At 67.3% G+C, this 12,091-nt stretch carries 11 protein-coding genes; 7 read left to right on the forward strand and 4 right to left on the reverse strand.

What is annotated here, in order from left to right:
• Positions 1-15: 15 nt before the first annotated feature.
• From G6N26_RS21555 to G6N26_RS21565, 3 genes are read left to right on the forward strand one after another with little or no spacing between them, the layout of a single operon-like run.
• The gene (locus G6N26_RS21555) at positions 16-846 is read left to right on the forward strand and encodes a coniferyl-alcohol dehydrogenase (protein WP_083014915.1); all 831 of its coding nucleotides are present in this window, start codon (positions 16-18) and stop codon (positions 844-846) included.
• Positions 830-1,822: a cyclase family protein gene (locus G6N26_RS21560; RefSeq protein ID WP_083014919.1), complete on the forward strand. Its 993-nt coding sequence runs from the start codon at positions 830-832 to the stop codon at positions 1,820-1,822. The genes G6N26_RS21555 and G6N26_RS21560 overlap by 17 nt, the downstream gene beginning before the upstream one ends.
• The gene (locus tag G6N26_RS21565) at positions 1,819-2,643 is read left to right on the forward strand and encodes an alpha/beta fold hydrolase (RefSeq protein ID WP_083014924.1); all 825 of its coding nucleotides are present in this window, start codon (positions 1,819-1,821) and stop codon (positions 2,641-2,643) included. The genes G6N26_RS21560 and G6N26_RS21565 overlap by 4 nt, the downstream gene beginning before the upstream one ends.
• A 3-nt stretch (positions 2,644-2,646) precedes the next feature.
• Here G6N26_RS21565 and G6N26_RS21570 read toward each other — a convergent pair whose 3' ends face one another.
• From G6N26_RS21570 to G6N26_RS21585, 4 genes are all read right to left on the reverse strand, one after another.
• Positions 2,647-4,257 carry a multicopper oxidase family protein gene (locus G6N26_RS21570; protein ID WP_139799078.1) on the reverse strand — a complete coding sequence of 537 codons (1,611 nt, stop codon included), beginning with the start codon at positions 4,255-4,257 and terminating at the stop codon, positions 2,647-2,649.
• A gap of 89 nt (positions 4,258-4,346) precedes the next feature.
• Positions 4,347-5,069: an SDR family NAD(P)-dependent oxidoreductase gene (locus tag G6N26_RS21575; protein ID WP_083014930.1), complete on the reverse strand. Its 723-nt coding sequence runs from the start codon at positions 5,067-5,069 to the stop codon at positions 4,347-4,349.
• Between the two features lie 20 nt (positions 5,070-5,089).
• Positions 5,090-5,857 carry an SDR family oxidoreductase gene (locus G6N26_RS21580; protein ID WP_083015177.1) on the reverse strand — a complete coding sequence of 256 codons (768 nt, stop codon included), beginning with the start codon at positions 5,855-5,857 and terminating at the stop codon, positions 5,090-5,092.
• Between the two features lie 96 nt (positions 5,858-5,953).
• The gene (locus G6N26_RS21585) at positions 5,954-8,701 is read right to left on the reverse strand and encodes a helix-turn-helix transcriptional regulator (RefSeq protein ID WP_232067497.1); all 2,748 of its coding nucleotides are present in this window, start codon (positions 8,699-8,701) and stop codon (positions 5,954-5,956) included.
• 190 nt (positions 8,702-8,891) lie between these two features.
• Between G6N26_RS21585 and G6N26_RS21590 the strand changes: the two genes are divergently transcribed.
• From G6N26_RS21590 to G6N26_RS21605, 4 genes are all read left to right on the forward strand, one after another.
• Positions 8,892-9,710: an SDR family NAD(P)-dependent oxidoreductase gene (locus G6N26_RS21590; RefSeq protein ID WP_083014934.1), complete on the forward strand. Its 819-nt coding sequence runs from the start codon at positions 8,892-8,894 to the stop codon at positions 9,708-9,710.
• Between the two features lie 156 nt (positions 9,711-9,866).
• The gene (locus G6N26_RS21595) at positions 9,867-10,544 is read left to right on the forward strand and encodes a TetR family transcriptional regulator (protein ID WP_083014937.1); all 678 of its coding nucleotides are present in this window, start codon (positions 9,867-9,869) and stop codon (positions 10,542-10,544) included.
• A gap of 11 nt (positions 10,545-10,555) precedes the next feature.
• Positions 10,556-10,750 (forward strand): ferredoxin, encoded by a 195-nt coding sequence (locus G6N26_RS21600; protein ID WP_067165486.1) that lies wholly within the window; start codon positions 10,556-10,558, stop codon positions 10,748-10,750.
• Positions 10,751-10,752: 2 nt separating this feature from the next.
• Positions 10,753-11,997: a cytochrome P450 gene (locus tag G6N26_RS21605; protein ID WP_083014941.1), complete on the forward strand. Its 1,245-nt coding sequence runs from the start codon at positions 10,753-10,755 to the stop codon at positions 11,995-11,997.
• Positions 11,998-12,091: the final 94 nt, after the last annotated feature.

A 12,091-nucleotide genomic window follows, 5' to 3' on the forward strand; every position in this document is an offset into this window, starting at 1 on the left:
ATTTCGAGGCGAGCCTTGGGAGAGATCGACGAGCTGTGGCGCTACGACGGCCGCCGCGCGGTGGTGACCGGATGCGCCTCGGGTATCGGCGAACACGTGGTACGGCAGCTCACCGAGCTCGGCGCCGAGGTCATCGGCCTGGACAAGCGACGGCCGCCGTTAGAGGTCAACGAGTTTCATGAGGTCGACCTCGCAGACCCGGAGTCGATCGACGGCGCCGTAGGGTCCATCCGCGGGCGGGTCGACGCGCTGTTCAACGTCGCCGGCGTTTCGTCCGGGATCGGCAACCCGTCACTGGTTGCCACGATCAACTTCCTGGGTCTGCGGCATCTCACCGAGGCGCTCATCCCGAAGATGATCGCGGGGTCCTCCATCGTCAGCGTGTCCTCGCTCGCGGCGGTCGGCTACCGGGAACATCTGCGCGAGGTGGCGCCGTTGCTCGACACCGCGTCCATGCGGGAGGGCATCCAGTGGTGTGCCGCCCATCCCGACGAGTTGGGCAATGGCTATCAGCTCTCCAAGGAAGCGATCATCCTCTACACGATGCGCAGTGCCACTCCGTTGGGCGCCAACGGCATCCGTATCAACTGCTCCGGCCCCGGGGTCACCGAGACCCCGATCCTCGATCAGCTGCGGACGGCCTACGGGCAGGGCTTCCTCGATGACATACCCAAGCCCCTGGGACGCGTTTCCGACCCCGCTGAGCAGGCTGCGGTGTTGCTCTTCTTGAATAGTCGTGCAGCCAGCTACATCACGGGACAGATTGTCTGGGTCGACGGTGGAAACGTCGGTGCCGCGATCGCCCGTGGACTCGAGGAAGGACGGGCGCATGGCCGACTTGACTGATTTTCGGCGGGTCGCGCGTGACGTCTCCAATTGGGGCCGCTGGGGTGACGACGACGAGCTCGGCACGCTGAACTTCATCACCGCGGAAAAGATCGCCCAGGCCGCAAGCCTGGCGCGGCACGGCAGGGTCTTTCCGCTCGGCGTGGACTTCGGGGCGTCGGGCCCGCAGGGCGCCTTCGAATACCGGCACAACCCCGTCCACATCATGACCATCGATGGCGGCGACGCGAAGACATTGGCCCAGTACGGCCCGGGCTGGGCGAGCAACCCAATAGCCCAACAGCTCAGCAGTTACATGGGCGACGACAATCCATTCCGCTTCAACGACGACTTGATCATCATGCCGTTGCAGGCGGCAAGTCAGTGGGACGCGCTGTCGCACGTGTACTACGACGAGCAGCTCTACAACGGCTTCCGAGCGGATTCGGTGACCAGCATGGGCGCCGTGCATTGCGGAATCGACAAAGTCGACGGCAAGGGCATTACCTCGCGAGGCGTGCTGCTGGACCTGGTCCGCCACCGGAAGGCGGAAGTCTTTCTCGAGCAGGGGAATCCGATCACACCCGAAGAATTGGACGACGTTGCACGCGCGCAGGGCGTGCGGATCGAACGCGGTGACATCGTGCTGATCCGGACCGGCTGGTGGACGAGGTTCGCGCAGACCGGGAACAAGACCGAACCCTTCTCCGGACTGGACTGGAGCTGCGCCGCGTGGCTGCACGACCACGAGGTCGCCGCCGTCGCTGCCGACAACCTGCAGGTTGAGGACCTGGTCTCGGGAGTAGAGGGCGTGTTCCTGCCTCTGCATCTGCTCTGCCTGCGGGACATGGGAATGATGTTCGGCGAGTACTGGGATCTCACCGCGCTGGCCGAGGACTGCGCCGCCGATGGCGTCTACGAATTCCAGCTCATCGCGCCGCCGCTGAGAGTCGTTGGGGCAGTGGGATCCCCGGTCAACCCGATAGCGATCAAATGACGGACTTTCAGCGTAAAACCATGTCGGTGGACGGCCTTTGCACCGCCTACCTGGAGGCGGGCGAGGGCGACCCCGTGGTGCTCCTGCACGGCGGTGAGTTCGGCGCGAGCGCCGAACTCGGCTGGGAACGCACTATTTCCGCGCTCGCCGAACGCTATCGGGTGCTTGCCCCCGATATGCTGGGATACGGAAGTTCGGCCAAGGTGGTCGACTTCGTCGACGGCCGTGGCATGCGCATCCGGCACGTCGCACGGTTCTGCGAATCGCTCGGTGTTCACTCGGCGCACTTTGTCGGCAATTCGATGGGGGCCATCAATCTGCTGACCGACAGCACGTCGGAGACGCCGCTGCTGCCGATCCGTAGCCTGGTGATCATCTGCGGAGGCGGCGAGATCCAGCAGAACCTGCATTTCGAGGCGCTGCAGAACTATGACGCCTCGTTGCCGGCCATGCGCCGCATCGTCGAAGCGCTGTTCTCCGATCCCGCCTACGCCGCCGACGAGGAATATGTGCGGCGCCGCCACGAGTCGAGCACCGCGCCGGGGGCGTGGGAGGCCATCGCCGCGGCCCGGTTTCGCCGCCCCGGAGCCACGCCGTCGTCGGCCCCGTCCAGCGCACGGGCTTACGAACGCATCGGCGTGCCAACGCTTGTCATCGAGGGCGGCGACGACAAGCTCCTGCCCAGCGGCTGGGCGGCCCAGATCGCCAAGCAGATCGACGGAGCCCGTTCGGCGGTGGTCGACAACGCCGGGCACTGCCCGCAGATTGAGCAACCGTCGACCGTCAACCAGTTGCTGACGGAATTTCTGGCCGTCGTCTGATCGTCAGAAGACGTAGTCCAGCCGAGTCGCCATCCCCGCGACCTGGTGATAGGTGTTGTGGCAGTGCATCAGCCACGTGCCGGGGTTGTCGGCAACGAGAACAGCGGCGAGCTTCTGCTTGGGCAGCACGATGACGGTGTCCTTGCGGGCGCCCGGGCTTCCGTCGGGCTTGATCACCTGGAACGTGTGCCCGTGCAGGTGAATCGGGTGATACATCGTCGTGGTGTTGTCGAAGGTGATGGTGGGACGCTGGCCTTGTTGCACGCGCAGCGGGCTCGTCTTTCCGTAGGGCTGCCCGTTGATCGTCCAGTTGTACTGCATCATGTTGCCGCCCAGCACGACCGGAAGGTTGATGTTGGGGTCGGGGCGGCCCAGGTTGACCGGCGTTGTGGCGGTGAACATTTCAACGGTGCCCACGCGTTTGGTGAGTTCGCCCGGCTGCAATTGCGGGTCGGGCGCGCTGCCCGCGCCCGTGGACAGCAATGCCCGCGCCAGAGCGCCTTTGCCCTCCGCGACGGCGACCAGCGGGAAGACGCCGTCCGCGGCGGTCACGGTGACGTCGTAGCGTTCGGCCATGCCGATGAGCAGGGCGTCGACCTGAGCGGGCACCACGGCGTAGCCGTCGGTGTGTGTCACCGTCATCGAATGGCCGGCCAGCGCGACCCGGAACGTGGTGTCGGAGGCGGCGTTGATGAACCGAATCCGTATCCGTTGACCGGGCTTCGCATTGAACGTCACCGGGGAGGTGAAAATTCGGCCGTTGATCAGGTAGTGGGGATAGGCGATTTCTCCGGCGTCGCCACCGAGAAGGTCGCTGCTGCCGGCACTTCCCGCGGACGGTCCGGGACCGCCGGGCGCCGGACTCGTCGACGTCGCCGGGCTGGTCGACGTCGTCTCGGACGTGCTGGTTTCCGTCGTCGTCTCGGTTGTGCTCGTCTCGGACGTGGTGGGCATGGGCGATTTGTTCGGGTTGCTCAGTTCGCTGTAGAGCTGCTGGGGGCTCTTCCCGGCGCCGTCGGTCCAATCATCAAGGACGACAATCCATTCGGCGTCGTAGTTGCCCTCGGTCGGGTCATCCACGATGACCGGAAGGTACAGCCCGGTGTCCTCGTCCAGGCCGGTGTGCGGATGTGCCCAGTACGTGCCCGAGTCGGGCACGGAGAAACGGTAGGTGAAGTCATGGCCGGGCGCGATGTTGGGTGTGGCGGGCTCGGCGCCGTCCATGTCGTTGCGCAGGGCGATCCCGTGCCAATGCACCGACGTCGGATGATCGAGCCGGTTTTTCACCGTCACCACGACTTCGTCACCGATGCTGGCGCGGATCACCGATCCGGGGATGGAGTTGCCGAAGGCCAGCGTGCGCACGACCGGTCCGCCCAGGTCGATCTGGACCTGCTGGGGCGTCAGGCTGGCGGTGACGGTCCGGCCGCTGTGCGGTCGGGCGGCCTCGGCCGCATCGATGGCGGCGGCCATCCGGGCGCTGCCCGACGGCTCGGGCTTGGTTTGGCTGCACGCTGTCAGCGTCAATCCGCCGGCGATGCCCGCGGCCAGGAAACCGCGCCTCGTGAGCCGCGTTGTGTCGAAGGGGATGTCGCTGGGGGGTTGCCCGGGCAATGAATGCTCCTCGTCGTTGCGCAACTACCCACCGTAGAGCGAAGGCCGCCGAAAAGTCCGCAACAACTCGACGCCGGCCGCCGCGCCGATCACACGGCGGCGCCGCCGCCGTCGACGTGCAGGGTCGAGCCGGTGACGAAGCTGGAGCGGGGGGAACTCAGGAACAGGACCGCTTCGGCGATCTCGGACGGGAAGGCGGTGCGCCCCAGCGGCAGGGCCCGCCCGAGCTCCTCGTTGACGTCACCCCATTCCGCCGCCACCCCGGGCGTGCGGGTGGGCCCCGGCGCGACGCTGTTCACCCGTACCCCGGCCGCCCCGAATTCGGCGGCCCAGGTGCGGGTGAGCGATTCCACCGCGGCCTTGGAGGCGCTGTAGCCGGACGCGCCGGGAATTCCCTTGAAGGCGGCCATGGTGGTGATGTTGACGATGCTGCCGCGGCCCCGGTTGAGCATCCCCGGGACCAGTCCGGCAACCAGGAAGTACGCGCCGCGTACGTTGGTGTCGAACATCGTCTCGAACGACGACATCCCCTGCTCCACCGTCAATGCCGACGGAAAACTGCCGGCGTTGTTGACGATGATGTCGACCTCACCACACTGTTGCACAAGCGAATTCACCGAGTCGATATCGGCCATGTCGGTCTGGATGAACCGCGCCTTCGGCCCGATGACCTCCAACGCGTGCGCGCCCCTGGCCGCGTCGCGGCCCGAGATGATGACGGTGGCGCCTTCGCTGACGAACAGCCGGGCGGATTCCAGTCCAATGCCCGCCGTGCCGCCCGTGATCACCGCGGTGTGGTCCATCAGCTCCATCGGACCATCTCCTCCGGCCGTTACTTGGTGTTGCTGGGCACCTGTGCAGCCAGCCAATCGCCGAACCGGGTGGGGTAGAGGGTGACTTCTTCGCCCTCGATGGGAACGATCATGCGCTCGTCGAGCACCACGCCGTAATACTGCGCGTCGGGGTCGGTCACCACCTGGCGGGCATCGCCGGTCGCGGCGAAGCGGGTGCGGATGAAGTCGTCCATGCCCTGCTTTTCGGGTCCGGCGATGTTGACCACCCCGTTGGCCGGCTCACCGATTGCGGCGTGCGCGACGGCCGCGGCCACATCCGCGGCGGCGATCGGCTGGAACGCCCCATGCGGCGCGCGGACCGTGTCACCATCGGTCATCGAATCGGCAATGCCCTCAACGAATTCGAAGAACTGGGTAGCCCGCACGATCGTGTAGGGAGCTCCGGATTCCACGACCACCTTTTCCTGGGCGATCTTGGCCCGCATGTAACCACTTTCGGCCGCGCGGTCGGCGCCCACGATCGAGAGCGCGACGTGATGCTGCACGCCCGCGGCCCGCTCCGCCTCGAGAAGGTTGCGGGTGGACGTGGTGAAGAAGTTCAGCACATCGTCATCGGCCCACGACGGCGAATTGGAAACGTCCACCACCGCGTGGACACCGGCGACGGCCTCGGCCACCCCTTCACCGGTCACGGTGTTGACGCCGGTGCTCGGCGACGCCGGGACCGCTTCGTGCCCCTGCTCGGTGAGGATGGTGACCACCTGCGATCCGATCAGCCCGCTGCCACCGATTACCAAAACCTTCATGATCACGCCTTTCAAGCTTCTCGACGAACTGGCCTCTTCAGCATGGCCCGCGCACTGGTCCGTGGGAACCCTGGAAAGTCCGTAGTCCTGCCGGACTCAGGGGCCGAATTCCTTGGCCATGCCGCGCAGTTGTCGGCGCGAGGTGATGCCGAGCTTGGCGAACACCTTGCGCAGGTGCCATTCGACGGTATGGCTGCTGATGAACAACTGCGCGGCGATCTCGGGGTTGGTCAGGCCCTCGCCTGCCAGCCGGGCGATCTGGGCCTCCTGCGCCGTGAGCTCACCACCGGATGCCTTTCCCGCCTTCGCCGACCGCTTGTTCACGTTCTCGCCCGTGGCCAGCAGCTCGCGGCGGGCCCGCGCGGCGAACGCGTCGGCACCCATCCGGGTGAACATCTCGTGGGCGGTGCCCAATTGGGAGCGGGCGTCGATCCGGCGATTGCAGCGGCGCAGCCATTCTCCGTAGGACAGGTGCGCGCGGGCCAGCTGGACGGCGATGCGCGTGCGCGCGAGCTTGTCGATCGCTTCGAGGTGGCAGGCCTCGGCGTCGCGGTCGGCCGCCAGCAATGCCTTGGACCGAAGGAAAACGCCGTTCGCCCAGTCCGTTTGGGCGCTGAGTGCCCGGACTTCCAGTTGGCGCAGGGCGTCGCGGGCCGCGTCCCGCCGACCACTTCGCGCGGCGGCTTCGATGAGTTCGATCAGGCACCAGCCGAACAGGCCCAGGTCCTCGTATTCGCAAGCCTTGTCGGCCGCCGCGAAGGCGTCGTCGTAGCGGCACAGGCCGTTGTAGAGGACGGCGCTGGAATATCCGGTCAATCCGACGACGCGGCCTTCGCCCCTTGCCATCCCGTCGGCGGCGGCCTGCTCGATCAGGCTGGTGGCGACGTCCTCGTCGCCGCGCCAGGCGGCTAACAGCACCGAGTGGTATTTGACCGGGGCATAGCCGGTGGCAGCCGAGATCGCCTTGGCCTCCTCGATGAGTTGGGACGCCGTCGCGAATTCACCCGCTTGCACGTGTACTCCGGCGCGGTAGACCAGGGCGTGCGGCAGCACGGCGAGTGCGCCCGCAGCGCGCGCGAGCCGCACGGCGTGGGTGGCCAGCCGGTGCCAAACCTCGTCGTCCCACAGTTCGTGGACGGCGGATTCCTGCACGACGGGGAAGGCTTGCCAGAACCAGTGCAGGACGTCGTCGCCACGCTCGGCTTCGTCTTCGATGCGGGTCAGCGCGTCGCGCAGCGCCGACCGGCTCGGGGCTTGCCCGGCCGTGGCCCGTAACGCGATGCCATCCAACAGAAGGTCGACCGGAAGCGCGGGTTGCGGCCCGGGCGGCGCGGCGCGGGCCGCTTCGGCGGCAAGGTGAATGCCGCCGTGCGGGCACAGCCGGCCACCGAACATCGCCGCCCCCAAGGCTTCTAGATACGTTTCCCGGGATTGCGCGTCGTCAAGTTTCTCCAGCCGGCGGGCGGCATCGAGCAGGCCGATGGCGGCATCGGAGACCGTCGGCGCGTCGGCGGCACCGCTGCGGCTGCGGGCGAAGACGATCTGCGCGCGCAACCGGGCGGCACGGGCCTGCTGCAGCTTGTCCAGTGCCGCGGCCCCCGCGATCGTGAGCAGCTCGTCCGCCGCGTCGAAGGCGGCCACGTCGCGTTTGGCCCGAGCTGCCGCGAGCGCCCGCGTTCCGCGGCGGGACGGTTCGGCACTCAATTGAGTCGCGCGTTCCAAGAAGGCGGCCGCGGCGGCGACGCCGCCCCGGGCCTGGGCGCGGTCGGCGGAGCGCTCGAGCGCGGCGGCAACGGATTCGTCCGGGCCGTGGGCCGCGATGGCCAGATGCCACGCGCGGCGGTCCGGATCGCTTCGTCTGTCGGTCGCCTCGGCCAGCGCCCGATGTATCCGTCGGCGCTCGATCAGGTCCGCCGTGCGGTATGCGGCCGAGCGCACCAGGGGATGACGGAATCGCACCCGGGTGCCCACGTCGATCAACCCGGCCGCTTCCGCGTCGGCCGCCGCGTCCGACGGAAGGCCCAGATGCTCGGCGGCGCGCAACAATAACGCCGCGTCGCCGACCGGCTCGGCGGCCGCGGTCGTCAATAGCTGCTGGGTGTGGTCGGGAAGCGAGCGGATCCGCCGGACGAAACTCTGCTCGATCTGTCCCGCGAGCGGTTGCACGTCCGGGCGCTGGAAGCCGCCCGCCAGCTCGGCGCCGGTCAGTCCCCGGGGCAGCTCCAGCAGCGCCAACGGATTGCCGCGCGTCTCCGCCACGATGCGATCGCGCACCTGGTCGTCCAGCCGGCCGAAGATCACCGAATCCAGCAACGCGCGGGCGTCACCCGCATCGAGCCCGCCAACCGTCAATTCGGGCAGACCACTCAGCTCGTCGGGATCGAACGCCACGGCGCCGTCGCGTACCGCGAAGGCCAGCGCAACGGGCTCGGCGATCAGGCGGCGGGCGACAAACGCCAACGTCTGGGCCGAGATTCGGTCGATCCACTGCGCGTCGTCGACGAGGAAGATCCAGGGCTGCGCCTCGGTCGCGGCGCCGATCAGGCTGAGTACCGCCAACCCGACCAGGAAGCGCTCCGGCGCCGGTCCGGCGCTTCGCCCAAAGGCGATCTCCAGGGCATCACGCTGCGGGGCGGGTAAGCGGTCGACGAAGTCGAACAGCGGCACGCAGAGTTGCTGCAAGGCGGCGAACGGGAGCTCCATCTCGGACTCCACCCCAGCCACCCGCGCCACGCGGAATCCGGAAGCGCGCTCGGAAGCGAAGTCCAACAACGCCGTCTTGCCGATGCCCGCCTCGCCCCGCAACACCAGCACTTGGCTTTCGCCCGCGCGAGCGTCCGCCACCAGACGATCGAGTGCCGCGCATTCCGCGGCCCGGCCGCGCAAAGGTAGCGCCTGCTGACTTTTCACCCACACCGCCGCGTCTGAAGGATTTGCTGTCCGACCTTACCGAGGGGCGCGACGGGCGGGCGGCGCAGCGCAGTCTTAAATCAACTGCTTGACTTAACGCTGGCGGCCTCGATTAACTCGTCAGGTGGTTAACGAACTTGAGGGCAAGGTCGCCATCGTCACCGGCGGCGCTTCCGGCATTGGTCGGGGCCTCGTGGAGCGGTTTGTGGCCGAGGGCGCGCGGGTCGTCATCGCCGACGTCGAGACCGACCGCGGCGAGGCACTGGCGACGTCGCTAGGTGCCCAGGCCGTCTTCCGGCAAACCGATGTCTCCGATCCCGAACAGGTCGGGGCGCTGGTATCCGATGCCGTCGCAAAGTTCGGCGGACTGCACGTCATGGTGAACAACGCCGGGATCTCGAGCCCCCTGCGGAAGTTGCTCGATGACGACCTGACCGACTTCCACCGGGTGATGGGGGTCAACGTGCTGGGCGTGATGGCGGGCACCCGCGATGCCGCGCGGCACATGGCCGAACACGGCGGCGGCTCCATCATCAACATCACGTCGATCGGCGGGATCCAGGCCGGCGGCGGCGTGATGATCTATCGCGCGTCCAAGGCGGCCGTCATTCAGTTCACCAAGTCTGCGGCAATTGAGTTGGCGTACCACGAGATTCGGGTCAACGCGATCGCGCCGGGCAGCATCCCCACGCCGATTCTGGGGAAGTCGGCGGCGGGCATGGACCCCGAACAGCTCCAGCAGTTCGAGGCGCGGATTCGCCAGGGGATGCGCGATGACCGCCCACTCAAGCGCGACGGCACGCCCGATGACGTCGCCGAGGCCGCGCTGTATTTCGCCACCGACCGGTCGCGCTACGTCACCGGGACCGTGCTGCCGGTGGACGGCGGGACGGTGGCGGGCAAGGTCGTTCGACCCAAGAGAAGCGGTGTTTCGAGTGGGTAGCGCGAGGACCGGGACCCGAGCGTGACGGTGCGTCCACGTTCGGCGCCAGCGTGACGGTGCGTCCACGTTCGTCGCTCCCGGAGGCGCGGCACGAGACCGCCGACGGATTAAATCAAGCGCTTGACTTAACGGCATCCGACGGGGTTGACTAGGCCAATGACCACTGTCGGCCGGACCGTGCGCACCGAGCGGGCCAGCTCCACCCAAGAGGCGATCTTGGTGGCCGCCGAGCGGCTCTACGCCGAGCACGGCATGTTCGCGGTGTCCAACCGGCAGGTCAGCGAGGCCGCGGGCCAGGGAAACAACGCCGCGGTCGGGTACCACTTCGGGACGAAGGCCGACCTGGTGCGCGCGATTGAGCACAAGCACCGCGGGCCCGTCGAGCAGCTCCGCGAGCAGATGGTCGACGAGTTGTCGGCTTCGCGCACCGCCGATGGCCGCGACGCGGAACTGCGCAACTGGGTCGCCTGTTTGGTCCGGCCGCTCACCGATCACCTCGAGGAGCTTGGAAATCCCACGTGGTACGCGCGGTTCGCGGCGCAGGCGATGACCGACCCCGCCTACTACAACATCATCGTCAAGGGCGCGCTCAGCTCCCCGTCGCTGGTCCAGGTCGTGGAGGGCATCAACCGCTGTCTGCCCGAGTTGCCGGCCGAGGTGCACTTCGAACGCAACATCATGGCGCGAAACCTGTTGATGCACACCTGCGCCGACCGTGAGCGCGCGCTGGTCGCGGGTGCGTTGACGTCCCATCGTTCATGGCGCGCCGCGGCGTCTGGCCTCATCGACGCGATCGTGGGCCTGTGGCTGGCGCCCGTGACGGCGTACGAGTGAGGGGGTTGAAGATGAAAGTGACTGTTGACCAAGATGTTTGCGCCTCTTCGGGAAACTGTGTCATGAATGCGCCCGAAGTGTTCGACCAGCGCGACGACGACGGCGTGGTCGTCCTGCTCAATCCCAATCCCACGGCCGACCAGGCCGAAGGCGCGCGGCGGGCGGCCGCGGCCTGTCCCGCACTGGCCATCCACGTTGAGGAATAAAGATGTCCGACATTCTGACCAGCGCCACCACGGAGCAGACCTCCGACATTCCCGACTATCCGATGGCCAGGCAGCCGCGTTGCCCCTTCGCCCCCCCACCGGATGTCATGGCGCTGGCCGAGGCGCGGCCGCTGTCCCGGGTGCGGATCTGGGACGGCAGCACGCCGTGGCTGATCACCGGCTACGAGCAAGTGCGCGAGCTGTTTTCGGATTCGCGGGTCAGCGTCGACGACCGGGTCGCCGGCTTCCCGCACTGGAACGAAGGCATGTTGTCGACCGTGCACAAGCGGCCGCGGTCGGTGTTCACCTCCGACGGCGAGGAGCACACCCGGTTCCGGCGGATGCTGTCCAAGCCCTTCACCTTCCGGCGTGTGGAAGGTCTGCGGCCGACCATCCAGCAGATCACCGACGACCACATCGACACGATGCTGGCTGGCCCGCAGCCCGCGGATGTCGTTGCCGCCATTGCGCTTCCGGTTCCGTCGCTGGTGATCAGCCAAATGCTCGGGGTGCCTTACGAGGACGCCGAGATGTTCCAGCACCACGCCAATGTTGGCCTCGCGCGCTTCGCCGCCGCCGAGGACACCATGAAGGGTGCGATGAGCCTGCACAAGTACCTGGCCCAGCTCGTCGAAGCCAAAATAGAAAACCCCGCGGAGGACGCGGTTTCCGATCTCGCCGAGCGAGTCAACGCCGGCGAACTCAGCGTCAAGGAAGCCGCCCAGCTGGGCACCGGATTGCTGATCGCCGGGCACGAGACGACCGCGAACATGATCGGGCTCGGAGTGCTTGCGCTGCTGGAGAATCCGGACCAGGCCGCCGTCATCCGCGACGCCGAGGACCCGAAGATCCTCGCCAACGCGGTGGAGGAATTGCTGCGCTACCTCAGCATCATCCAAAACGGGCAGCGCCGCGTCGCCCTGGAAGACATTCATATCGGTGGCGAGACCATTCGTGCGAACGAAGGCATCATTATCGACCTGGCGCCGGCCAACTGGGACGCGCAGGCCTTCGCCGAACCCGATCGCCTGTACCTGCATCGCTCTGGAGCCGATCGCAACGTCGCCTTCGGCTATGGCCGCCACCAGTGCGTGGGCCAGCAACTGGCGCGGGCGGAACTGCAGATCGTGTTCCAGACGCTAATGCGCCGCATCCCGACCATGGCACTGGCCGTGCCGATCGAAGAAGTCCCGTTCAAACACGACCGTCTCGCCTACGGCGTCTACGAACTGCCGGTGACCTGGTAGCCCAGCTCGCTGCCTCTGAACAACTGCGGATCGAAAATGGAGGGTCAACGATGACGACTCAAGCAAGCACGCTCTACCCGCCCGGTGGCTATGG

Origin of the sequence: Mycobacterium marseillense (assembly GCF_010731675.1) — a bacterium.
Classification (GTDB): domain Bacteria; phylum Actinomycetota; class Actinomycetes; order Mycobacteriales; family Mycobacteriaceae; genus Mycobacterium; species Mycobacterium marseillense.

Excerpts from the sequence above, each read along its gene's own strand:
- G6N26_RS21560 (WP_083014919.1), top strand. The coding sequence starts at position 830 with ATGGCCGACTTGACTGATTTTCGGCGGGTCGCGCGTGACGTCTCCAAT.
- G6N26_RS21565 (WP_083014924.1), top strand. The coding sequence starts at position 1,819 with ATGACGGACTTTCAGCGTAAAACCATGTCGGTGGACGGCCTTTGCACC.
- G6N26_RS21575 (WP_083014930.1), bottom strand. The coding sequence starts at position 5,069 with ATGGAGCTGATGGACCACACCGCGGTGATCACGGGCGGCACGGCGGGC.
- G6N26_RS21580 (WP_083015177.1), bottom strand. The coding sequence starts at position 5,857 with ATGAAGGTTTTGGTAATCGGTGGCAGCGGGCTGATCGGATCGCAGGTG.
- G6N26_RS21595 (WP_083014937.1), top strand. The coding sequence starts at position 9,867 with ATGACCACTGTCGGCCGGACCGTGCGCACCGAGCGGGCCAGCTCCACC.
- G6N26_RS21600 (WP_067165486.1), top strand. The coding sequence starts at position 10,556 with ATGAAAGTGACTGTTGACCAAGATGTTTGCGCCTCTTCGGGAAACTGT.
- G6N26_RS21605 (WP_083014941.1), top strand. The coding sequence starts at position 10,753 with ATGTCCGACATTCTGACCAGCGCCACCACGGAGCAGACCTCCGACATT.